Below are 21,111 nucleotides of genomic sequence, written 5' to 3'. Positions count from 1 at the left end.
GTCAGAAACCCAGTCGGCGCAGCTGCTTGGGGTCGCGCTGCCAGTCCTTGGCGACCTTGACGTGCAGGTCGAGGTACACCCGGGAGCCCAGCAGCGCCTCGATGTGCTTGCGGGCGGTGCTGCCGACGTGCTTGAGCCGCTCGCCGCGGTGGCCGAGCACGATGCCCTTCTGGCTGGCCCGCTCGACGTAGAGCAGCGCGTGCACGTCGATCATGTCGTCGCGGCCCTCGCGGGGGGCCATCTCCTCGATGGTGACCGCGATCGAGTGCGGCAGCTCGTCGCGCACGCCCTCCAGCGCCGCCTCGCGGATCAGCTCGGCGACCAGGGTGGCTTCCGGCTCGTCGGTCAGCTCGCCGCCGGGGTAGAGCTGCGGGCCTTCGGGCAGCCGGGCGACGAGCAGGTCGGCGAGGGTGGCCACCTGGAAGCCGTCGACCGCGGACACCGGCACCAACTCGGCGAACTCCATGACCTCCTGTAGCGCCAGGAGCTGCTCGCCCACCTGGTCAGGCGAGACCAGGTCGGTCTTGGTGACGACGCCGATGACCGGGGTGCGTTTGGCGACCTTGGCCAGTTCGGCGGCGATGAACCGGTCGCCCGGCCCGACCTTCTGGTCGGCGGGCACGCAGAAGCCGACGACGTCGACCTCCGACCAGGTGTCCCGGACGATGTCGTTGAGCCGCTGGCCCAGCAGCGTGCGCGGCCGGTGCAGGCCGGGGGTGTCGATGATGATGAGCTGCGCGTCCTCGCGGTGCACGATGCCGCGGATGGCGTGCCGGGTGGTCTGCGGCTTGCTGGAGGTGATCGCGACCTTGCTGCCGACGAGGGCGTTGGTGAGCGTGGATTTCCCGGCGTTGGGCCTGCCGACGAAACAGGCGAAGCCGGAGCGATGGCCCTCGATGGTGCTGGTCACCGACTCATTGTGCCTTCCGCGCCCCGGGCGGGGTGATGCGGTGCAGCTCCAGCGTCGCGGGCAGCGGCGCCACCCCGGGGCCGCCCTCGGCGAGCCAGGTGTCGAGGTCGTCGACGGCCGCGTCGGTGAGCACGAAGCCCAGCCACACCGGTTTCCCGCCCTTGGCCTGTACCACGACGACGTTGGACGTCGCGCAGGTGTCGAGGCACTCGGCGACCCGGACGACGGCGCCGTGCCGGGCGGCGACATCCTTGATGCGGGCGAGCTGGTAGCCGTGGTCGACCTCGGGGTGCTTCTTCACGGTGCCGCAGCAGCAGTCGCGGCACACGGTGACCCGGACGCTCACCGGACCACCTCACTTGTTCGGTGGCCCCGCGCGCCCACGCACTGCGTCAATGATTCACTCGCAAGCTCGCTCACCGGACCACCTCACTTGTTCGGCGGCCCCACGCGCCCACGCACTGCGTCAATGGTTCACCCGCAAGCTCGCTCACCTGAGCACGTCGATGACGGCGCCGGAGGCGTCGGCGCGCAGCACCGGGGCGGCCGCGGCCAGGTCCCGCACGGCGGCGACCGACGCGGCGTCGACCTCGCCGGACTCGGTGACCACGGCGGCGGCTTCGATGCCCTCGGCCCCGCTGGACACCGCGGCGGCCACGGCGGCCTGCAACGCGGTGAGCCGCAGCGAGGGCAGCGCGACGGTGGCCGCGGCGTAGGTGCGGCCGTCGGTGTCGCGGACGGCGGCGCCTTCGGCCGCGCCGGTCCTGGCCCGACTCGACCGGGCCAACGTGACGATCTTCGCGTCCTCCGGGTCCAGCTCAGCCACGCTCGCCGCTCCTCTCCCACTCCTGGTCGTCGGCGGCGCCGGTCCGCGCCCGCGAATCCACGGCCTGGGTCGGGCGCACGACCACCGAGGTGATGCGCATCCGGCCGCGGTTGTCCTTGCCGCCCTCGGCCCGGAACCGTAGCCCGCTGATCTCCGCCTCCGCACCCGGCAGTGGCACACGTCCCAGCCGCTGGGCGAGCAGGCCGCCCACGGTCTCCACGTCCTGCCCGTCGAGTTCCAGCCCGAACAGGGCACCGAGGTCTTCCACCGGCAACCGGGAGCTGACCCGGACCGCGCCGTCGGAGAGGTGCTCGACGGGCGGGCGGTCGTCGGTGTCGGACTCGTCGGTGATCTCGCCCACGATCTCTTCGAGGATGTCCTCGATGGTGAGCAGACCCGCGGTGCCACCGTACTCGTCCACGGCGATGGCCAGGTGGTTCTTGGAGAGCTGCATCTCGCGGAGCAGGTCGTCCAGGCGCTTGGTGTCGGGCACGAACGTGGCCGGGCCCATGGTGTCGGCCACGGTCTGGGTCTCGGCCGCCGCCTCCATCGAGGCGCGGACCAGGTCCTTGAGGTTGACCACGCCGACGATGTCGTCCACGCTCTCGCCGATCACCGGGATGCGGGTGTAGCCGGTGCGCAGCGACAGCGCCAGCGCCTGGCGCACCGACTTGGCCTGCTCGATCCACACCATCTCGGTGCGCGGCACCATGACCTCGCGGGCGATCGTGCCGCGCAGCTCGAACACCGAGTGGATCATCTCGCGCTCGTCGGCGTCGACAACGCCGCGCTCCTGGGCCATGTCGACCAGCTCGCGCAGCTCGACCTCGGAGGAGAACGGGCCCTCCCGGAAGCCCTTGCCGGGGGTGATGGCGTTGCCGACGAGGATCAGGAACCGCGACAGCGGGCCGAGCACCGAGCCCAGCACGCGCACCGGGCCCGCCGCGATGAGCCCCACGCCGTAGGGGTGCTGGCGGCCGATGGTGCGCGGGCCGACGCCGACCAGGACGTAGGACACCACGGTCATGCCCAGGACGGCCGTCAGCCCGGCGGCCCAGCCGGGGGCGACCGAGCGCATGCAGACGAACGCGACCAGGACCGTGGCGGCCAGCTCGCAGCTCAGCCGCAGCAGGAGCAGCAGGTTGATGTGCCGGGGCCGCTCGGAGACGACCGCGAGCAACTGCTTCGCCCCGGTGCGGCCCGCCCGGACCAGACCCTCGACCCGCGCCTTGGACACCGCGGACAGCGCGGCGTCCGCGCCGGCGAAACTCCCCGCGGCCAGCACCAGCACGACCGCGACGACGAGCAGGCCGAGCGAATCGGCGGACACCCGCGCTCAGTCCTCAGGCCGATCGGGCTCGGCCAGGCCGACCGCGCCGAGCAGTTTGTCGTCCTCGACGCGCTGCTCCGCGCGCCGCTTCGCCTCGGCCGCGGCCGTGCGGAAGTCGGCGAGGATGCGCTTCTGCAGCGTGAACATCTCGCGTTCCTCGGCGGGCTCGGCGTGGTCGTAGCCGAGCAGGTGCAGCACGCCGTGCACGGTGAGCAGGTGCAGCTCATCGATGAGCCCGTGGCCCGCCGCGCGCGCCTGCTCCTTGGCGAAGGCCGGGCACAGCACGATGTCGCCGAGCAGCGCGGGCCCGGCCTCGGAGGCGTCCGGCCTGCGCGCGGAGTCCAGCTCGTCCATCGGGAAGGCCATCACGTCGGTGGGGCCGGGCAGGTCCATCCAGCGCTCGTGCAGGTCGGCCATCACGTCGAGTTCGACAAGCAGCACCGACAGCTCGGCGAGCTTGCTGACGTTCATCCGGTCCAGCGCGAACCGGGCGGCCGAGACGATCGACGCTTCATCGACCGCCACCCCCGACTCGTTGGCGATCTCGATGCTCACCGGCTCATTGTCCCCACACCTGGTCCGGCCTGTCTCAGCGGCCCTGCCGCCTGCCGCCCGCGCGGACCGGCCCGCGCCGGGTTTCCTCTTCTTCCTCCTGGCTGACCGTCCAACGCTCGTAGGCGTCCACGATGTCGCCGACCAGCTTGTGCCGGACCACGTCGCCGCTGGTGAGCTGGGAGAAGTGGACGTCGTCCACGCCGTCGAGGATCTCCTTGACCACGCGCAGGCCGCTGCGCTGCCCGCCGGGCAGGTCGATCTGGGTGATGTCGCCGGTGACCACGATCTTGGAGCCGAAGCCGAGCCGGGTCAGGAACATCTTCATCTGCTCGGGCGTGGTGTTCTGCGCTTCATCGAGAATGATGAAGGCGTCATTCAAAGTACGGCCACGCATGTATGCGAGGGGGGCGACCTCGATGGTGCCCGCCTGCATCAGCCGGGGGATCGACTCGGGGTCGATCATGTCGTGCAGGGCGTCGTAGAGGGGGCGCAGGTACGGGTCGATCTTCTCGTAGAGGGTGCCGGGGAGGAAGCCGAGGCGCTCGCCAGCCTCGACGGCCGGGCGGGTGAGGATGATGCGGTTGACCTGCTTGCCCTGGAGCGCCTGCACCGCCTTGGCCATGGCCAGGTAGGTCTTGCCGGTGCCCGCCGGGCCGATGCCGAACACGACGGTGTTCTCATCGATGGCGTCGACGTAGCGCTTCTGGTTGAGCGTCTTGGGCCGGATGGTGCGGCCACGCCGGGACAGGATGTCGAGGCTGAGCACCTCGGCTGGCGACTCGCTGACCCCGGCGGAGAGCATGGCGACCGTGCGGCGGACGGTGTCCGGGCCGATCTGCTGGCCGCGCCCGGCGAGGGTGGCCAGCTCGGTGAACACGCGCTCGGCGAAGGCGACGTCGGCCGGGGCCCCGGAGAGGGTGACCTCGTTGCCCCGGACGTGGACGTCGGCGTCGAGCAGGTCCTCAGCGAGGCGGAGGTTCTCGTCGCGCGAGCCGAGCAGGCCCAGCACGGCGCCCTCGGGGATGGCGAACCGGGACTGCGCGTCCGTGGCCGGGGTGGTCGTCGCCGATGCGGTCGTCGGAGTGGCGGAACGACGGGGGTCTCCCCCTGGTGCGGTACCCGTCACGTGCTCTCGGTCCTGCCTTCTGCGCCACCGCGCTGTTCGGTGCTGTCCGGTCGGCTGTTCGGCCGTGCTCAGCCTGTGCCACCGATGCTAGTCCCAGGGACCGACAGCGCGCATCGGTGAAAACGGCTCAGCGGCCGAACCCGCCCAGCCGCTCACCGCCGAGAACGTGCAGGTGGGCGTGGAAGACGGTGCGGGAGGCGTCCTCGCCGGTGTTGAACACGAACCGGTAACCGGACTCCTCGATCCCCTCGATCCTGGCCACCTCCGCGCCCGCGGTGAGCACGTCGGCGAGCACCTTGGGGTCGCTCGCGGCCAGCTCCCGGGCGTCCTCGTGGTGCTCCCGGGGCACGACCAGCACGTGCACGCGCGCCTGCGGGCTGATGTCGCGGAAGCAGTACACGGTGTCGGTGCTGTGCACGGCCGTCGAGGGCACGTCGCCGGCGATGATCTTGCAGAACAGGCAGTCCGCGGTGCTCATGCGTGCAGCGTAATGGGACCGCGGCCGAGCCGGGAACGGCATGGCGGCCGACGCGGTTTTCCTCCACTTCGGACTACTCGACAGAAATCCGCTTCACCTATTTGTGGAATTACGACAAAGACCACGGACGGGGGACACTTATCGTTCCGACGTGTGATCGGAGGACAAGCGGAAAGAATGAGCACACTCCCGCCTGGTTCGCCGCGGAACCCGGCGCGCTCATCGCGGAGCAGCTTATGGGAAAGACGCACACCCTGCCACGCCTCGACGCGAACCAGGTCGAGCGGTTCACCGAACTCGGCTATCTCATCCTTCCGGCATTCCTGCCCGCCGATCTGGTCGGGCAGCTCAAGTCCGAAGTGGACCACTGGGTCGACGCGGGGCACCGGGCCCGGTCGATCGCGGCGTGCGCCGCACCCGGGCGCGCCGCGCCGCCGCTGCTGGAACTGGAGATGCCCGCGCACGGCAGACTGGTCGCCTATCCGGCGCTCATGGCGCTGCTCGCCCAGATCATCGCGCCGACGTTCGCGTTTCACCACCTGCACAGCGACCGGCGCGACCCCGGCTCGCCGGGAAAGGCGTGGCACCACGATTACGAGCAGAGCCCGCAGTCCCACCGCACGCACGTGATGGTCCACGCGATGCATTACCTGGCCGGGCTGGACAAGTCGACCGGCGGGCTGGCCACGCTTCCCGGGTCGCACCGCGAGGTGGCGGAGAAGACCGCGCGCGCCCATCTCGGCACGGCGGCGCTGCCCGGCGAAGTCGTCATCGAGGATCTGCCGCCGGGCTCGACGGTGCTGTTGCATTCCGCGCTGTTCCACGCCCGCAGGCCGTCGCGGGCCGAGCGCGGCGGTCCCCGCTACCTGATCGACGGGTCCTATTGCCAGACCGGGATCCGCTGGCCCAGCGTCAAACCGTACTGGCGGCACATGCTGGCCAGGGCGCGGGAACTGCGGCTGGACCACGGCCGCCTGCCGGATCTGTTCGCCGAGCGGCATTTCGCCGAGTACACCCGGCCCACGGCGCGAACGAGCCGCGCATGACGGGAAACCTGGTCACGGATCTGCGGGCCCGGGAGCGGTGGACGACGCGGCTCTCCGGGCAGGAGCGCGCCCTGCTGCGCGAAGACTGCCTGGCCGGTCGATGGGACGCCGCCGCGCCGGTGCGGGCGAGAATCCGGGATTTCGCGCGGCAGGCGATCGAGGCCACCGGCGTCGCCCTGATCGCCGACGCGTTCGACCCGACGCTGTCCGAGGCCGACGCGGTCCGCTGTCTTTGCTTCGCCGTAAGGGATTTCGGGGAGATCGTGCCGCAGACGCCCCGGGGCGCGTACTTCGAGATACTCCGCGACACCGATGGCGACGGGGCGACCGAACTGGCCCTGCACACCGACACCACCGACATGCTCATCCTGCTGTGCCTGCGCCCGGCCGCGGACGGCGGCGGGCAGACCCTGCTGGCGAGCGTGCGGCAGGTGCACGAGATCCTGCGGACCGAGCGCCCGGACGTGCTCGCCACGCTCCGGGCCGACTGGAGTTTCGACCGGCGCGGCCGTCCGGGCCCGCAGCTGATCGTCCGGCCGATCATCACCGAGGACGACGGGTCGGTCGGCTGCTACTACTCGCCCCGCACCGCGCGCAAAACCCCTGCGCTGCACGGAAAAAGTCTGACCCGGGAGCAGACGGAGGCGCTGGACTTCCTCGACGAGGTGCTGCGCAGGCCGGAGGTGGAACACCGGCTGTCGATGGCGGCGGGCGACCTCTTGCTGCTGGAAAGCAGCAAAGCGCTGCACGGACGGTCCCCGTTCGTGGACTCGGCCGATCCCCTGGCCGCACGGCGGATGCTGCGGCTTTGGCTGCGGTTCGGCCCGCGGGCCTGACGGCGCGGGGCGGGCGGGCATGCGGGTTCTGGAGACGGTCGACTTCGATGAGGTCCTGCGCCGGTTCACCGCCGAGCACATGGCCGACCGCGCGCACGAGGCGAACACCAACCGCGACGCGCTGCTGTCGCTGCGGCGCGCCGACGAGCTGTTCGCGCGGTGGACGAGAGTCGCGTTAGGACGGTCTGAGGTCCGGGACGTCATTCTGCCCTGGCACACCAGCGAAGGAGGCGCGATCACCCTCGTCCCCCCGTCCGGGCTCACCGTCGCCGACGCGGCGGCGTGGCTGTCCCCGATCACCCGCCGCTACGCGACGCTGTGCCCGACTTGCTGGCGCAAGCTTGAGCGCATGGGCGCGCGGGAGCCGACACCGGTTTTCCTGAGCACCCGGGCGATCGACCGCCCCGACTACGCGGATCTGCGCGTCCGGGACGGCCTGGTGCACCTCGACGGGCTGCACCGCCTCGTTTCCTGGGAACTGCACAACCTGCTCGCCGACGCCGAAGTGGAGGCGTACGTGGCCGGTCTCTGAGCCCGGCGCGCGCGGCGGACCGACAGCACCGACAGGGGTTCGGATTACATGGACAGCAAGATCTGCGTGGTCACCGGCGCGGGCAGCGGAATCGGCCGCGCCTGCGCGCTCGCCCTTCTGGACGACGGGTGGTCGGCCGTGCTGGCGGGCCGCCGCCGCGATCCCCTGGTGGAAACCGCGGCGCTGTCGGGCCTCGGCCAGGACCGGGTCGTGGTCGTTCCCACCGACATCGGGAAACCCGATCAGGTCGCGGCCCTGTTCGACACCGTGCGGGCCCGGTTCGGGCGTCTGGACCTCTTGCTCAACAACGCCGGGAAGGGAATGCCCGCGACGCCGATCGACGAGGTCGCCTACGCGGACTGGTCGCGGGTCGTGCACGACACCGTCACCGGCACGTTCCTGTGCTCGCAGCAGGCTTTCCGGCTGATGAAGGAGCAGTCGCCGCGCGGCGGGCGCATCGTCAACAACGGCGCGCCGTCCGCGCACGTCCCCCGGCCCAACGCCATCGCCTACACCGCGGCCAGGCACGCCGTTCTCGGGCTGACCAAGGCGCTGTCGCTCGACGGCCGCGAATTCGACATCGCGTGCGGGCAAATCGACCTCGGAAACGTGCGCCCGCCGGACGGCGGTGAGCAGCCGCCGTCGAAACAGGCGGACGGCTCGCTCGACGTGGAGCCGACGATGGAGATGCGGCAGGTCACCGACACCGTTCTCCTCATGGCCTCGATGCCACTCGACGTGAACGTCCAGTACGTCACCGTGCTGCCGACCAAAATGCCCTACGTCGGACGAGGATGACCATGACCGCCCAGCCCGCCCGAGCGAGCCTGACCGCCCTGGGCGGCCCCCGGTTCGCCACGATGACGAACACCCCGCTGGTCCGGCTCCGCGTCACCGTGGCGGGCCGCTCCCACGTCCTTGGCCTGAAGCTGGAACAGGCCAACCCCACCGGGTCGATCAAGTACCGCACGGCCCTGGGGCTGGTCGCCGAACTCGACGCCGACGCCCCGCTGCTGCCCGGGTCGCGGGTCGTGGAGTCCACCTCGGGCAACCTCGGCATCGCGCTGGCGTGGCTGCTGGGCAACCTGGGCTGCGGGTTCGTCGCGGTCATCGATCCCAAGGCGCCGCCGAAGGTCCGCGAGTCGCTGCTGGCGAACCGGGCGAGGGTGGTGGAGGTGGCCGAGCGGGACGCGCACGGCGGCTACCTGCTGACCAGGATGGCCAAGGTGGCCGAGCTGCTGGCCGCCGACCCGGGCCTGCGGTGGACCGACCAGTACGGCAACCGGGGCAACCCGGAGGCGCACCGCACGACACTGGCTCCGGAGCTGCTGCGGCAGACCGGCGGCGACCTGGACGCGGTGTTCGTCGCGGTGAGCACGGGCGGGACGCTCGCAGGGGTGGCCGAGTCGCTGCGGCTCACCGCGCCTTCGGCCCGCATTCACGCCGTGGACGTGGAGGGGTCGCTGGTGCTGTCCGACCGGGCGCACCCGCACCTGCTCACCGGGATCGGCGCGACCCGCAAGTCGTCGTTCCTGCGGGCGGAGCACTACGACCACGCCGCGCGGGTCAACGACATCGAGGCGATCGCCTACTGCCGGGCGCTGGCGCGGGAGACCGGGCTGAGCGTGGGCGGGTCCGGGGGCGCTGCGGTCGCGGCGGCCGTGTCGGCGATCCGGTCGGCCGCGCGCGCCGGTGTCCCCCCGCCGCGGTTCCCGGTGGCGGTCATCGCCGACGGCGGCAACCGGTACCGGGCCACGCTCTATGACGACACCTGGCTCGCGGCCCGGCACGCGCTCGCGCCCGTGCTGGCCGCCGAGCACGCCGTGCGCCGCGGCGTGGGGTTCCGGTTGTTGCGCGGCAGGCACGGCTGACAGCGCTAACACAGAACAGGTAAGGAGTCGTCAATGGCTGACGGTCAGGAAATCCGGTACCTGCCCCGCGCCGACGTCGTGCGCGCCGCCGAGGACGTGGACGTGGTGGCGGTCGTCGAGCGGGCGCTGCTGCTGCACGCCGAGGGGCGCACGACCCTGCCGGACGAGGCGTACCTGGGCTGGGAGACGGCCGGGGGCAGCCCGGCCCGCAGCCTCGCGCTGCCCGGCGCGCTGTGGGGCGAGCCCCGGGCGGTCGGCCTGAAAGTGATCAACGCCAGCCTGGGCAACACCGGCCGCGGCCTGCCTCGGGCGCAGGGCCTCACCCTGGTGTTCGACCCGGAGACCGCGCACCCGACAGCGATCATGGAGGCGGCGCACCTCAGCGGCCTGCGCACGGCCGCGTACACGGTGCTGAGCGTGCGCGCGCTCGCCCGGCGGCCGGTCGAGCGGGTCGCGGTGATCGGGTGCGGGCCGATCGGCGCCACCCACGTCCGGATGCTGGCCGCGGCGCACCCCGGCGCGGTGTTCACCCTCTACGACCAAGACCCCGACCGGGTCGAGCGGGTGGCGCGCGCGTTCGCGGGCGACGTGGCCTGCGACGCGGCGACCCGGTGCGAAGACGCCGTGCGGGGAGCCGACGTCGTGGTGACCGCGACGACGACCACGACCGGCTACCTCCCGCACGACTGGTTGCGCCCCGGCGCGCTGATCGCGCACGTGTCCCTGGACGACGTGCTCGCCGAGGTGGTGCTGCGGGCGGAGGTCGTCCTGGTCGACGACTGGCCACTGGTGAGCGCCGACACGCGCAGGCTGCTCGGCCGGATGCACCGCGACGGGGACCTGCTCGGGCCGGGCAGGGGACCCGCAGGGCCGGTGCGGACGGGCCCGAGGACCGTGGACGGCACGCTCGCCGACGTCGTGGCGGGCAGGCACCCCGGCCGCACGTCCGACGACGAGGTGATCCTGAGCAACCCGTTCGGCATGGGCGTGCTGGACGTCGCCGTCGCGGCGGAGGCGGTGCGGGCCGCCGAACGACTCGGGCTCGGCATGGTCCTGCCGGTGTGATCGGGAAACGGGCCCAGAAAAGGAGGAAGCCGCGCGGGCGGTGAAGCCTGGGGGTCGCTCCACCGCCCCGCGCGGCGCCGCCGGACCGAGGGGGGAGGTGTCCGGCGGTAGTCGTCGCACGCGTCCACGGCGGACCGTGGAGGCGTTGCCGGTAAAGAATAAACCCTGGTCGCCGGTCAGCGCCAGCGTGCGGTCAGCGCGCCCAGGGCACCCAGCGCCACCGCGGCGGCGGTGGAGGTGCGCAGAACGGACGGTCCCAACCGGACCGAGCGCGCGCCCGCCGCTTCGAGCGCGGCGATCTCGTGATCAGCGAGTCCGCCTTCAGGACCGACGACGAGCACGAGGTCACCCGTTTCGGGCAATGGGACCGCCGTCAACGGCGTCGCCATGTGCGCTTCGAGCACAAGGGTGGCCGAACTTTCCCCCACAAGGGTGAGAAGTCCGGGCAGCCCGACCGGGTCGGCCACCTCGGGCACCCAGGGCCGCCGAGCCTGCTTCGCGGCCTCCCGGGCGGTGCTGCGCCAGCGACTGAGAGCCTTCTCACCACGCTGCCCGTCATCCCATTTGGTGACACAGCGGGCCGCGCGCCAGGGGACGATCGCGTCCGCGCCCGCCTCGGTGGCCAGCTCCACCGCCAGCTCGCCCCGGTCGCCCTTGGCCAGCGCCTGGGCGACCACGACGCGCGGCGCGGGCTGGGGCTCGGTCCAGCGGTCGACCACGCTCAGGTCGAGCGAGTCGCGGGCCGCGGCGGCGACCGCGCAGCGGGCCACCGCTCCCCGGCCGTCGGAGACCAGCAGCTCCTCGCCGACGCGCAGCCGCCGGACGGCGGCGGCGTGCCTGCCCTCCGGGCCGTCGAGGGTGAACGCCGCCGCCGCGGGCAGCGCGTCGACCAGGAACAGCGCCAGGGTCATCGGGTGTGGCGCGACCGCAGCCGGGAGAACAGCCCGCTCGGGCGGCCGTTGGCCCCGGCCAGGGTGTGCTCCTCCTCGCCGCGCAGGGCGGCCAGCTCGCGCAGCAGCTCGGTCTGCCGGGGGTCGAGCTTGGTGGGCACCTCGACCTCGATGTGCACGTGCAGGTCGCCGCGGCCGTCGACCCGGCCGGTGGACCGCAGCCGGGGCAGGCCGCGGCCGGGCAGGACCAGCTCGGTGTCGGGCTGGGTGCCCGGCTCCAGCTCCAGCTCCACGGAGCCGTCGATGGTCTCCAGCGGCAGCGCCGCGCCCAGCGCCGCGGTGGTCATCGGGACCCGCAGCGTGCAGTGCAGGTCGGCGCCCGCGCGCTCGAACGTCGCGTGCGGCAGCTCCTCGACCTCGACGTAGAGGTCGCCCGCCGGGCCGCCGCCCGGGCCGACCTCGCCCTGGCCGGACAGCCGCACCCGCATGCCGTCGGCGACACCGGGCGGGATCTTCGCGGTGATCGTGCGCCGCGCCCGGACCCGGCCCTCGCCAGCGCACTGGTGGCACGGGTCGGGGATGACCTCGCCGAGGCCCCGGCAGGTCGGGCAGGCGCGCGCGGTGACGACCTGGCCCAGGAACGAGCGCTGCACCGACTGCACCTCGCCGCGCCCGCCGCAGGTGTCGCAGGTGATCGGGGACGTGCCCGCTGCCGTCCCCGCGCCGCGGCAGACGTCGCACAGGATCGCGGTCTCCACCGCGATCTCCCGGCTGACGCCGGTCGCGCACTCCTCCAGGGTCATCTGGATGCGCAGCAGCGCGTCCGACCCCGGCTGGACCCGGCTGCGCGGGCCGCGGCCACCGCCGCCGCCCGCCGCGCCGAAGAAGGCGTCCATGATGTCGCCGAGGCCGCTGAACCCGGCGAACGGGTCGCGCCCGCCACCGCCGCCGTTGCCCAGCGGGTCGCCGCCCATGTCGACGATCTTGCGCTTCTGCGGGTCCGACAGCACCTCGTACGCGGCGGTGACCTCGCGGAAGCGCGCCTGCGCCGCCTCGTCGGGGTTCACATCCGGATGCAGTTCGCGCGCGAGCTTGCGGTAGGCGCGCTTGATCTCGTCGGAGGTCGCGTCCTGCCGCACCCCGAGAGTGCCGTAGTAGTCCCTCGCCACCGTGTCCAGTCCTCCTGCCCCGGGCACGCCGGGGACCCATTGTCGTCTTTCGGAAAGAGCCCTCTTACTGTCCGAGGATCTCGCCGACGTAGTTCGCCACCGCGCGGACCGCGGCGATGTTGGTGGGGTAGTCCATCCTGGTCGGCCCGACCACGCCCATGCCCCCGAGCAGGGTCGCACGCGTGCCGTAGCCGATGGACACCACCGACGTGCTGCGCATCTCCTCCGCCTCGTTCTCCCCGCCGATGCGCACCGTGATGGTGCCCGGATCGGCGGTGGCGGCGAGCAGCTTGAGCACGACGACCTGTTCTTCCAGGGCCTCCAGCACCTGGCGCAGCGAGTTCGGGAAGTCCGCGGCGTTGCGGGTGAGGTTCGGGGTGCCGCCCAGCACCAGCCGCTCCTCCGGGTGCTCCACCAGCGACTCGACCAGCACCGTGGCCAGCCGGGTCATCGGCTCGCGCAGCTCGCTCGGCGCGGTCTCGGGCAGCTCGGCGACCTTGGCCGCGGCGTCGGTGAGCCTGCTGCCGGACAGGGTCGAGTTCAGCATCGCGCGCAGCCGGGCGACGGCGTCGTCGGACACCACGTCGCCGAGGTCGACCATGCGCTGGTCGACGCGGCCGGTGTCGGTGATCAGCACCATCATCAGCCGGGCCGGGGTGATGCTGACCAGTTCGACGTGGCGGACGGTGGACGTGGTCAGCGTGGGGTACTGCACGATCGCGACCTGGCGGGTCAGCTGGGCGAGCAGCCGGACGCTGCGGCGCATCACGTCGTCGAGGTCGATGGCGCCTTCCAGGAAGCTCTGGATGGCGCGGCGCTCCGCGGCGCTGAGCGGCTTGACGTCGGTGAGGCGGTCCACGAAAAGCCGGTAGCCCTTGTCGGTGGGGATGCGGCCCGCGCTGGTGTGCGGCTGGGTGATGTAGCCGTCCTCTTCCAGCGACGCCATGTCGTTGCGCACTGTGGCGCTGGACACCCCGAGGTTGTGCCGCTCGACAATGGCCTTCGAGGCCACCGGCTCCTGATTGCTCACGTAGTCGGCGACGATCGCCCGCAGCACCTCGAATCGGCGCTCGTCAGTGCTGACCACCTGCCACCTCCCTCGCGTGCTTGACCCGTGTCGAGTCAAGTTTACGGAGCGCCGGGCGTCCTTGGTCGATTCGCCCTGAGATCGACTCGTGGTTGCGTCCTCGGCCCGATCGTCTGAATGATGCTCGGATCGGGTTCCACCCACGCGGTGTCTGGAGCGGCATAGTGTCATCCCCCCTGACCACGGTGTTCCTGCCGATCGCCCTGGCGATCATCATGTTCGGCCTCGGCCTGACGCTGACGGTGGCCGATTTCACTCGGGTCGCCAAGATGCCCAGAGCCGTGCTGCTGGCCCTGGCCGTGCAGGTGATCGTGCTGCCCGCGCTGTGCCTGGGCCTGGTGCTGCTGTTCGACCTGGAGCCCGACCTCGCGGTGGGGATGATGCTGCTGGCGGCGTCGCCGGGCGGGACGACGGCCAATATCTACAGCCACCTCGCGGGCGGCGACGTCGCGCTGAACATCACCCTCACCGCCGTCAACTCGGTGCTGGCGATCGTGACGCTGCCGATCATCGTGAACCTCTCCCTCGCGGGCTTCCTCGGCGCGTCGGGAAGCATCGGCCTGCAACCGGGGAAGATGGTGCAGGTGTTCGCGATCGTCCTGATCCCGGTCGCGGTGGGGATGGCGATCGCGCGCCGCTTCCCGGGCGCGGCGGCCCGGCTGCGGGGGCCGGTGCGGATCGCGTCGATCGTGGTTCTGGCGGCGGTCATCGTGGGCACAATGCTCGCCGAGCGGGCCAACATCGCCCGCCACATCGGCGCCGTCGGGCTGCTGGCGGTCCTGCTGTGCGTGCTGAGCCTGGCCATCGGGTACGCGGTGCCGCTGCTGGCCCGGGTCCCCCGCCCGCAGGCGATCGCCTCGTCGTTCGAGATCGGCATCCACAACGCGGCCCTGGCCATCACCATCGCCGTGTCATTGCTGAACAACGCGACCATGGCGGTCCCGGCGGCGGTTTACGGGGTCGCGATGTTCTTCCCCGCCGCGATCTTCGCCTGGCTGATCAGCCGCCGGAAAACCCCGGTCGCCGCCGTCGCCTGACTCAGCCCCGCCCAGCCGCCCACTCCAGGTTCCGCAAAGCGGCAGCAGCCGCGATCCGCACGATCGGGTCCTCATGCCCCGCCGCCCCCGCCACGATCACGGTCGAGTCCGGTCCCCCGATGAGACTGGCGAGATAGACGGCCTTGCACGCGAGCACGGTCTCGGGCCCCGCCGCCAACTCGGCCAGATGGGGCAACACGGCGGGCCCCAGCGCGGCGACGTCCTCATAGTCGACCGCGTCAGCGGCTAAGCGTCTGCGCATGTCCTGCAAGGTGACCGACATGGGCGCTCCCGGAGTTGGCTGGAAACAGCATGCAGCCAACAAGAGCCCCGAAACACACCCCGGATACCACTAGACGAAAACCCGCCGCCGGGTCACTCACCACCTGCCACAGTGACGCCCATGACGAGAACCCGGGCAGGCGCGGCCCTCGCACTGCTGCTGTTGGCAAGCTGCGCGACCGAGACAGCGGCGCCCGCTCCCCCGCCTCCCCGTCCGCCCGCGGCGGGCCATGAGCACTGCCGCGCGAACCCCGCGCAGATCCTGGTGTATGCCAAGGGAGACCCGGAGATGCGCCAAGTGGTCGAGCAGTTGCGCGGCGACCCGGACATCGCCGCCATCGCGACCGAAGACCAGATGGCGGCCTACGAGCGGTTCAAGGTGCTGTTCAAAGACCAACCCGAACTGGTGAAACTGGCCCGCCCGGAGGCGCTGCCTGCCTCAGTGTGGGTGGCGGTCTCGCCGAACGTCGACCAGGGCCGAATGGCGGAGCGCCTGCGCCAGGAGTTGACCTCGGCCGATTCGGTCGAGGCGAGCCCCTGCGCGTGGCCACCAGAGCCGGACTGAGGCGCCCGTCCGGGTACGCGGCGAGCGGCCACAGCGGAACCCCTGCGACCCCCACCCATCTACCAGCCGCACCCACGCGCGCCAGGTGCCCGATGGTGCCGACCGAACAGCGAACCCGAGCACCTACCAGCAGGAACCCGAAGCTGCCAGGTGCCCGATGGTGCGGACCGAACAGCGAACCCGCGTTCCTGCCAGGCCGCACCCAACGCTGCCAGGTGCTCGATGGGGTGGAGTGGTTTCTTCGGGGGAGAAGGAAGATCGCTAAGCTGGCTGCGCGTGTGAGGCCGTAGGCTTCCCACCCTCTTTCACACGGGCGATCTTCCTTCGTAGGGGCCCCGAAGAAACCACTCCACCCCATCGAGCAGGCCCCACCTCTCACACGCGAACGGGAACCTTCGCCGCCCCACGCAGATTGATCCGGCCGTTCCACTCGACCTCGCCGTCGAACGCGAGGTCAGGGAACCGCCGCACCAGGCGCCCGATCGCCACCCGACCTTCCAGACGTGCGAGGGCAGCGCCCAGGCAGTGATGCGGCCCCGCGCCAAAGGACACGTGAAAACGAGCGTTCGGACGGTCGAGCTTGAGTTCGGCCGCGTCCGCCCCCCAGAAGCGCTCATCGGTGTTGGCCGACGCGAGGCTGGCAACCACGAACGTCCCCGGCGGGATCTCCCGACCGCCCACCTCGAACGGCGCGAGGGTGATCCGCCTACTGGACTGAACCGGGCTGTCGTAGCGCAGCAACTCCTCAACGGCGTTGCCGACCAGCTCGGGGTCATCGCGCAGGGCCGCCAGCTGGCCGGGATTGCGCAGCAACGCCACGACACCGTTCGAGATCAGGTTGACCGTGGTCTCATGCCCGGCCACATACAGCAGGATCACCTGGGCGACCAGCTCGTCATCGGTGAGGACAGCGTCGTTCTCCTCGGCGTGGATAAGAGCGGTGAGCAGATCGTCCCCGGGGTTAGCCCGCTTCCAAGCGATCACCTCGGCGGTCAGCGCGGCCAGTTCGGCGTCGGCCGCCGCGATGCGCCGGGCCAGGTCCGGGTCGGCCAGTGGCTCCAGCGAGCGGACCAGGGTCCCGGTGAGCTCCCGGATGTGCGCCTCGTCCGCGGGCGGCATGCCCAGCATCTCGTTGATCACCGTGAACGGCAGCGGGAACGCCAGCTCCTCGACCAGGTCGGACCGGCCAGCCTCGGCCATGCGGTCGAGCGCGGCGTCGACCAGCGCGACCACCCTCGGCTCCAGCGCGGCGATGGCGCGCGGGGTGAAGACCTTGGCGACCAGGCCGCGCAGCCGGGTGTGGTCGGGCGGGTCGCGGTCGAGCATGGACAGTCCGCCGGACCGCCAATCCTCGCCGCCAGCGGCCTCGCGCATCTGGTCGCGGACCGGGTGCGGGGCCAGGTTGCGCTCCTCCGCCGACATCCCGGCGCGCAGGAGGGCGGTGACGTCCGCGTGCCGGGACAGCAGCCAGAACCCGAGCGGGTGCTCCTGGACGGGGTCGAGGTCGCGCAGCTCGCGGTAGTGCGGATACGGGTTCTCGGCGAACCCCGGCGCGAAGGGATTGAACAGCGTCTCCGTCATCGCTTCACCTGCTCCACGTTGGTCACATACACAGTGTATGTGAGTAGGGTCTCAGCCTATGGCTGCTGTCAAGAGTCGGCGCGAGCAGTACTCCGACGCGACACGGGCGGCGCTGATCGACGCCGCCACCAAGAGGTTTGCCACGGACGGCTTCGCCGCGACCGGCCTTGAGGACATCGCCACCGACATCCAGGCGACCCGGGGCGCGGTCTACCACCACTTCAGCAACAAGAAAGCCCTGTTCGAGGCCGTCCTGCACGAGTTGGAGACCCAGGCGACCCAGCGGGTCGACGCCGCGTACAGCGCGGCGGCGGACCCCTGGTCCGGCGCACAAGCCGCGCTCGGCGCCTACCTCGACTACTGCCTCGACCCCGTCTACAGCCGGGTGGTCTGGCGCGAGGGCCCGATCGCGCTGGGCTGGGAGAGCTGGATCGCGCTGGAGCAGGAGCACGCCTACGGGGTGATCGAGAACATCCTGCGCGCCCTGGTCGACCACGGCCTGCTGGTCCCGCTGCCGCTGGCCACCACGACCAGGGTGATCTTCTCCGCGCTCGGCGCCGCGGGCGTCGGGCTGGCCGAGGCCGACGGCGCGGACCAGCTCCGGCTGCGCGCGGAGTACGCCGAGGTGATGCTGCGGATGGTCACCGGCCTGCGGCCCGGCCTAGGTCAGCCGCCGGACGACCGCGTCGGCGAGCAGCCTGCCCCGTGAGGTGAGCACGCACCGGCCCGCGGCCAGCGCCGGGCCGTCGAGCAGGCCGTCGCGGACCGCCAGCTCGGCCTCGGCGACCGCCGGGCGGTCCAGTGCGTCGACCGGCAGGCCCTCGGCGAGCCGCAGTTCCAGCAGCACCCGCTCGACGCGCTGGTCGTCGGCGCTGAGCCGCTCCCGGCCCGCCGCTGGCGAATGGCCCTCGGCGAGCAGCGCGGCGTAGCGGGCCGGGTGCTTGACGTTCCACCACCGCACGCCGCCGACGTGGCTGTGCGCGCCCGGCCCGGCGCCCCACCAGTCGCCGCCGAGCCAGTAGCCCAGGTTGTGCCTGCACCGCGCCGCCTCCGACGACGCCCAGTTCGACACCTCGTACCAGCGCAGACCGGCCGCCGACAGCGTCGCGTCGACCTGCTCGTACCGGTCGGCCAGCACGTCGTCGTCTGGCATCGGCAGCTCGCCGCGCCGGACCCGGCGGGCCAGCGCGGTCCCCTCCTCCACGATCAGCGCGTACGCGGACACGTGGTCGACCCCGGCCGCCAGGACCGCGTCCAGCGACGCGGCCAGGTCCTGCGGGCGCTCGCCGGGGGCGCCGTAGATGAGGTCGAGGTTCACGTGCCCGATCCCGGCGGCGCGCGCCTCGCGGGCGGCGGCGACGGCCCGGCCGGGCGTGTGCGTGCGGTCGAGCACAGTCAGCACGTGCCGGGCCGCGGACTGCATCCCCAACGACACCCGGGTGTAGCCCGCGTCGGCGAGACCGGCGAAGAACTCCGGCGACGTGGACTCCGGGTTGGACTCCGTGGTCACCTCGGCGCCGTCCGCGAGGCCGAACGAGGCGCGGACCGCGTCCAGGACGGCGGCGAGCCCGTCGGCGCCCAGCAACGACGGGGTGCCGCCGCCGACGAACACGGTGTCCGCGCGCGGCGGGTCGCCGAGCACCCGGGCGGCCAGGTCCAGTTCCCGGCGCAGCCCGTCCAGCCAGGACGCGGGCGACGCGGACGTGCCCAGCTCGCCGGGGGTGTAGGTGTTGAAGTCGCAGTAGCCGCAGCGGGTGGCGCAGAACGGCACGTGCACGTAGACCCCGAACGGGCGCGCGCCCAGTCCGGCGAGCGCCGTAGCGGGCAGCGCGCCGTCGGTGGGAGCGGGTTCGCCTTCGGGGAGTGTGGAGGCCACCGGGCCATCATCCCAGGTGGGGACGGCACTTTCGGCGGCCGGGCGCAAGGGACGTGGCGGTCGTCCCAGTATGCGGATGGCGGTGGACCACACCTTGGACGCGTGGCACGCTGAGCCCATGTTCGCGACTCAAGTCTTCCTGGTGGCCCGCCGCCACGTGGACTTCCGTCGCGTCTCCAGCGCGATGTGCCGTCAGCACCGCTGACCGCCGCCGCGAATTCGCATTCAGCAGGCGTCGGGCGCGCCCACTGAGTGATCCCCACCAGTTCCGCACGGGGTTGCCGAGGGCGCGCACGAGCGCCCCGACCCCGGAGGACTACCGGTGGCTCCCACCACACCCCCCACCAACACCCCGGCAGCCAAGGGCACGCGCGCGCACGCCCGCCGGGGCGAGGGCCAATGGGCGCTCGGCTACCGCGAGCCGCTGAATCCGAACGAGCGGTCCAAGAAGGACGACAACCCGCTGCACGTGCGGGACCGGATCGAGAACATCTACGCCCGGGGCGGCTTCGACAGCATCGACCCGGGCGACCTGCGGGGCCGGTTCCGCTGGTACGGGCTCTACACCCAGCGCAAGCCCGGGATCGACGGCGGCCGCACCGCCACCCTGGAGCCCGAGGAGCTGGACGACGAGTACTTCATGCTGCGCGTGCGCATCGACGGCGGCGCGGTCACGACCCAGCAGCTCGCCGTGATCGGCGAGGTGTCGCAGACCTACGCGCGCGACACCGCCGACATCACCGACCGGCAGAACATCCAGTACCACTGGATCCGGGTCGAGGACATGCCCACCATCTGGGCCAAGCTCGAAGGCGCCGGGCTGACCACGATGGAGGCCTGCGGCGACAGCCCCCGGGTCGTGCTGGGCTCCCCGGTCGCGGGCATCGCCGCCGACGAGGTGATCGACGGCACCCCGGCGATCGACGAGATCAAGCGCCGGTTCATCGGCGACAAGGCGTTCTCCAACCTGCCGCGCAAGTTCAAGTCGGCGGTCTCCGGGCTGCCCGACGTCGCCCACGAGATCCACGACGTCGCCTTCGTCGGCGTCGTGCACCCCGAGCACGGCCCCGGGTTCGACGTGTGGGTCGGCGGCGGCCTGTCGACCAACCCGATGATCGGCCAGCGGCTGGGCGCGTGGGTGCCGCTGGACGAGGTCGCCGACGTCTACGGCGCGGTGATCAGCGTGTTCCGCGACTACGGCTACCGGCGGCTGCGGCACCGCGCCCGGATCAAGTTCCTGGTCAAGGACTGGGGCGCGGCGAAGTTCCGCGAGGTCATGGAGGAGAAGTACCTCGGCCGCAAGCTGGTCGACGGGCCCGCCCCCGAGGTCCCGGACGCGCAGCGCGACCACGTCGGCGTGCACCGGCAGAAGGACGGCAAGTTCTACGTCGGCGCCGCGCCGATCGCGGGGCGGGTGTCCGGCTCGACCTTGGTCGAGGTCGCCAAGGCCGCCGAGCGGGCTGGCTCGACCCGGGTGCGGTTCACCCCGCTGCAGAAGCTGGTCGTGCTCGACGTCGCCGAGGGCGAGGTCGCGGGCCTGCGGGCGGAGCTGACGAAGCTGGGGTTGCAGACCGAGCCGTCGCCGTGGCGGCGCGGGATCATGGCCTGCACCGGCATCGAGTTCTGCAAGCTCGCCATCGTGGAGACCAAGGGTCGCGCGGTCGACCTGGTCACCAAGCTGGAAGCCCGGCTCACCGATATCACCGACGGGGTAACGGCTCCTATCTCGATCCACATCAACGGCTGCCCCAACTCCTGCGCCCGCATCCAGACGGCGGACATCGGCCTCAAGGGCCAGATCGTGACCGACGACGAGGGCAACCAGGTCGAGGGCTTCCAGGTGCACCTCGGCGGCGGCCTCGGCCTCGACGCCGGGTTCGGCCGCAAGCTGCGCGGGCACAAGGTGACCGGCGACGAGCTGCCCGACTACGTGGAGCGGGTCGTGCGCAACTTCGTCGCCAAGCGCGAGGCCGACGAGCGGTTCGCGCAGTGGGTCACGCGGGCTGACGACGCGGATTTGCGATGACCAGCCGACGTACTTGTCGCAGC

Annotated in this window: 24 protein-coding genes; 11 read left to right on the top strand and 13 right to left on the bottom strand. The window is 71.9% G+C overall.

Translation table 11 applies throughout. From position 1 onward, the window contains the following. Position 1: 1 nt before the first annotated feature. The 7 genes from era to ACZ6SD_RS09835 form a co-directional block, all read right to left on the bottom strand. Positions 2-898, bottom strand: coding sequence for a GTPase Era (gene era, locus ACZ6SD_RS09865; protein WP_465316586.1), 897 nt, complete (start codon positions 896-898; stop codon positions 2-4). A gap of 16 nt (positions 899-914) precedes the next feature. Next, a complete protein-coding gene (locus ACZ6SD_RS09860; RefSeq protein ID WP_465316525.1) occupies positions 915-1,256 on the bottom strand; it encodes a (2Fe-2S) ferredoxin domain-containing protein in 342 nt (113 codons plus the stop codon). Positions 1,257-1,400: 144 nt separating this feature from the next. Beyond that, positions 1,401-1,736, bottom strand: a complete 336-nt coding sequence (locus ACZ6SD_RS09855) for a cytidine deaminase (RefSeq protein ID WP_465316524.1) — start codon at positions 1,734-1,736, stop codon at positions 1,401-1,403. After that, positions 1,729-3,066 (bottom strand): hemolysin family protein, encoded by a 1,338-nt coding sequence (locus ACZ6SD_RS09850; protein ID WP_465316523.1) that lies wholly within the window; start codon positions 3,064-3,066, stop codon positions 1,729-1,731. Before ACZ6SD_RS09850 ends, ACZ6SD_RS09855 begins: the two co-directional genes overlap by 8 nt. 6 nt (positions 3,067-3,072) lie before the next feature. Beyond that, complete coding sequence (gene ybeY, locus ACZ6SD_RS09845) at positions 3,073-3,621, bottom strand: rRNA maturation RNase YbeY (protein ID WP_091457234.1); 549 nt, start codon at positions 3,619-3,621, stop codon at positions 3,073-3,075. Positions 3,622-3,655: 34 nt separating this feature from the next. Then, positions 3,656-4,747 carry a PhoH family protein gene (locus tag ACZ6SD_RS09840; protein ID WP_465316522.1) on the bottom strand — a complete coding sequence of 364 codons (1,092 nt, stop codon included), beginning with the start codon at positions 4,745-4,747 and terminating at the stop codon, positions 3,656-3,658. Positions 4,748-4,874: 127 nt separating this feature from the next. Beyond that, a complete protein-coding gene (locus ACZ6SD_RS09835) occupies positions 4,875-5,225 on the bottom strand; it encodes a histidine triad nucleotide-binding protein (RefSeq protein ID WP_465316521.1) in 351 nt (116 codons plus the stop codon). Positions 5,226-5,461: 236 nt separating this feature from the next. Here ACZ6SD_RS09835 and ACZ6SD_RS09830 point away from each other — a divergent pair, with 236 nt between their 5' ends. The 6 genes from ACZ6SD_RS09830 to ACZ6SD_RS09805 are packed head-to-tail and all read left to right on the top strand — an operon-like array spanning position 5,462 to position 10,575. Then, on the top strand, positions 5,462-6,271 hold the full coding sequence (locus ACZ6SD_RS09830) for a phytanoyl-CoA dioxygenase family protein (RefSeq protein WP_465316520.1): 810 nt from the start codon (positions 5,462-5,464) through the stop codon (positions 6,269-6,271). Further along, positions 6,268-7,107, top strand: a complete 840-nt coding sequence (locus ACZ6SD_RS09825) for a TauD/TfdA family dioxygenase (protein WP_465316519.1) — start codon at positions 6,268-6,270, stop codon at positions 7,105-7,107. The genes ACZ6SD_RS09830 and ACZ6SD_RS09825 overlap by 4 nt, the downstream gene beginning before the upstream one ends. 19 nt (positions 7,108-7,126) lie before the next feature. Then, positions 7,127-7,639: a DUF6309 family protein gene (locus tag ACZ6SD_RS09820; RefSeq protein WP_465316518.1), complete on the top strand. Its 513-nt coding sequence runs from the start codon at positions 7,127-7,129 to the stop codon at positions 7,637-7,639. Positions 7,640-7,687: 48 nt separating this feature from the next. Continuing rightward, on the top strand, positions 7,688-8,437 hold the full coding sequence (locus ACZ6SD_RS09815; RefSeq protein WP_465316517.1) for an SDR family oxidoreductase: 750 nt from the start codon (positions 7,688-7,690) through the stop codon (positions 8,435-8,437). 2 nt (positions 8,438-8,439) lie between these two features. Next, positions 8,440-9,510 (top strand): cysteine synthase family protein, encoded by a 1,071-nt coding sequence (locus ACZ6SD_RS09810; protein ID WP_465316516.1) that lies wholly within the window; start codon positions 8,440-8,442, stop codon positions 9,508-9,510. Positions 9,511-9,543: 33 nt separating this feature from the next. Next, on the top strand, positions 9,544-10,575 hold the full coding sequence (locus ACZ6SD_RS09805) for a Gfo/Idh/MocA family oxidoreductase (RefSeq protein ID WP_465316515.1): 1,032 nt from the start codon (positions 9,544-9,546) through the stop codon (positions 10,573-10,575). 176 nt (positions 10,576-10,751) lie between these two features. Here the strand turns inward: ACZ6SD_RS09805 and ACZ6SD_RS09800 are convergent, their stop codons facing one another. The 3 genes from ACZ6SD_RS09800 to hrcA form a co-directional block, all read right to left on the bottom strand. Continuing rightward, positions 10,752-11,486 carry a 16S rRNA (uracil(1498)-N(3))-methyltransferase gene (locus tag ACZ6SD_RS09800; protein ID WP_465316514.1) on the bottom strand — a complete coding sequence of 245 codons (735 nt, stop codon included), beginning with the start codon at positions 11,484-11,486 and terminating at the stop codon, positions 10,752-10,754. After that, positions 11,483-12,634, bottom strand: a complete 1,152-nt coding sequence (dnaJ, locus tag ACZ6SD_RS09795) for a molecular chaperone DnaJ (RefSeq protein WP_465316513.1) — start codon at positions 12,632-12,634, stop codon at positions 11,483-11,485. The genes ACZ6SD_RS09800 and dnaJ overlap by 4 nt, the downstream gene beginning before the upstream one ends. Positions 12,635-12,698: 64 nt before the next feature. Further along, a complete protein-coding gene (hrcA, locus tag ACZ6SD_RS09790) occupies positions 12,699-13,721 on the bottom strand; it encodes a heat-inducible transcriptional repressor HrcA (protein ID WP_465316512.1) in 1,023 nt (340 codons plus the stop codon). 164 nt (positions 13,722-13,885) lie between these two features. On the opposite strand from hrcA, the gene ACZ6SD_RS09785 reads away from it, so the two are divergent. Then, complete coding sequence (locus ACZ6SD_RS09785) at positions 13,886-14,758, top strand: bile acid:sodium symporter family protein (protein ID WP_465316511.1); 873 nt, start codon at positions 13,886-13,888, stop codon at positions 14,756-14,758. 1 nt (position 14,759) lies between these two features. Here ACZ6SD_RS09785 and ACZ6SD_RS09780 read toward each other — a convergent pair whose 3' ends face one another. Beyond that, positions 14,760-15,041: a hypothetical protein gene (locus ACZ6SD_RS09780; RefSeq protein WP_465316510.1), complete on the bottom strand. Its 282-nt coding sequence runs from the start codon at positions 15,039-15,041 to the stop codon at positions 14,760-14,762. Between the two features lie 120 nt (positions 15,042-15,161). Here ACZ6SD_RS09780 and ACZ6SD_RS09775 point away from each other — a divergent pair, with 120 nt between their 5' ends. Next, the gene (locus ACZ6SD_RS09775; protein ID WP_465316509.1) at positions 15,162-15,605 is read left to right on the top strand and encodes a permease-like cell division protein FtsX; all 444 of its coding nucleotides are present in this window, start codon (positions 15,162-15,164) and stop codon (positions 15,603-15,605) included. A 375-nt stretch (positions 15,606-15,980) separates the two neighbouring features. On the opposite strand, the gene ACZ6SD_RS09770 is transcribed toward ACZ6SD_RS09775, so the two are convergent. Further along, the gene (locus tag ACZ6SD_RS09770; RefSeq protein ID WP_465316508.1) at positions 15,981-17,186 is read right to left on the bottom strand and encodes a cytochrome P450; all 1,206 of its coding nucleotides are present in this window, start codon (positions 17,184-17,186) and stop codon (positions 15,981-15,983) included. Positions 17,187-17,244: 58 nt separating this feature from the next. Here ACZ6SD_RS09770 and ACZ6SD_RS09765 point away from each other — a divergent pair, with 58 nt between their 5' ends. Beyond that, the gene (locus tag ACZ6SD_RS09765; protein ID WP_465316507.1) at positions 17,245-17,895 is read left to right on the top strand and encodes a TetR/AcrR family transcriptional regulator; all 651 of its coding nucleotides are present in this window, start codon (positions 17,245-17,247) and stop codon (positions 17,893-17,895) included. Here the strand turns inward: ACZ6SD_RS09765 and hemW are convergent. Continuing rightward, positions 17,848-19,062: a radical SAM family heme chaperone HemW gene (hemW, locus tag ACZ6SD_RS09760; protein WP_465316506.1), complete on the bottom strand. Its 1,215-nt coding sequence runs from the start codon at positions 19,060-19,062 to the stop codon at positions 17,848-17,850. The two genes, ACZ6SD_RS09765 and hemW, sit on opposite strands and share 48 nt — an antisense overlap. 70 nt (positions 19,063-19,132) lie before the next feature. Between hemW and ACZ6SD_RS09755 the strand changes: the two genes are divergently transcribed. Together ACZ6SD_RS09755 and ACZ6SD_RS09750 are read left to right on the top strand one after the other, a co-directional pair. Beyond that, a complete protein-coding gene (locus ACZ6SD_RS09755) occupies positions 19,133-19,267 on the top strand; it encodes a putative leader peptide (protein ID WP_465316505.1) in 135 nt (44 codons plus the stop codon). A 117-nt stretch (positions 19,268-19,384) separates the two neighbouring features. Continuing rightward, on the top strand, positions 19,385-21,088 hold the full coding sequence (locus tag ACZ6SD_RS09750) for a nitrite/sulfite reductase (RefSeq protein WP_465316504.1): 1,704 nt from the start codon (positions 19,385-19,387) through the stop codon (positions 21,086-21,088). Positions 21,089-21,111 lie beyond the last annotated feature (23 nt).

This window comes from Actinokineospora sp. NPDC051303 (genome assembly GCF_055586285.1).
Note: the sequence above shows the minus strand (reverse complement) of the source record. Positions and strands in the feature narration are given on the sequence as shown.

What these genes read in the sequence shown, in the direction of transcription:
- ACZ6SD_RS09815 (WP_465316517.1), top strand. Translation starts at nt 7,688, where the DNA reads ATGGACAGCAAGATCTGCGTGGTCACCGGCGCGGGCAGCGGAATCGGC.
- ACZ6SD_RS09835 (WP_465316521.1), bottom strand. Translation starts at nt 5,225, where the DNA reads ATGAGCACCGCGGACTGCCTGTTCTGCAAGATCATCGCCGGCGACGTG.
- ACZ6SD_RS09830 (WP_465316520.1), top strand. Translation starts at nt 5,462, where the DNA reads ATGGGAAAGACGCACACCCTGCCACGCCTCGACGCGAACCAGGTCGAG.
- ACZ6SD_RS09805 (WP_465316515.1), top strand. Translation starts at nt 9,544, where the DNA reads ATGGCTGACGGTCAGGAAATCCGGTACCTGCCCCGCGCCGACGTCGTG.
- ACZ6SD_RS09825 (WP_465316519.1), top strand. Translation starts at nt 6,268, where the DNA reads ATGACGGGAAACCTGGTCACGGATCTGCGGGCCCGGGAGCGGTGGACG.
- ACZ6SD_RS09780 (WP_465316510.1), bottom strand. Translation starts at nt 15,041, where the DNA reads ATGTCGGTCACCTTGCAGGACATGCGCAGACGCTTAGCCGCTGACGCG.
- ACZ6SD_RS09810 (WP_465316516.1), top strand. Translation starts at nt 8,440, where the DNA reads ATGACCGCCCAGCCCGCCCGAGCGAGCCTGACCGCCCTGGGCGGCCCC.
- ACZ6SD_RS09755 (WP_465316505.1), top strand. Translation starts at nt 19,133, where the DNA reads ATGCGGATGGCGGTGGACCACACCTTGGACGCGTGGCACGCTGAGCCC.
- ACZ6SD_RS09765 (WP_465316507.1), top strand. Translation starts at nt 17,245, where the DNA reads ATGGCTGCTGTCAAGAGTCGGCGCGAGCAGTACTCCGACGCGACACGG.
- ACZ6SD_RS09800 (WP_465316514.1), bottom strand. Translation starts at nt 11,486, where the DNA reads ATGACCCTGGCGCTGTTCCTGGTCGACGCGCTGCCCGCGGCGGCGGCG.
- ACZ6SD_RS09770 (WP_465316508.1), bottom strand. Translation starts at nt 17,186, where the DNA reads ATGACGGAGACGCTGTTCAATCCCTTCGCGCCGGGGTTCGCCGAGAAC.
- ACZ6SD_RS09775 (WP_465316509.1), top strand. Translation starts at nt 15,162, where the DNA reads ATGACGAGAACCCGGGCAGGCGCGGCCCTCGCACTGCTGCTGTTGGCA.
- ACZ6SD_RS09820 (WP_465316518.1), top strand. Translation starts at nt 7,127, where the DNA reads ATGCGGGTTCTGGAGACGGTCGACTTCGATGAGGTCCTGCGCCGGTTC.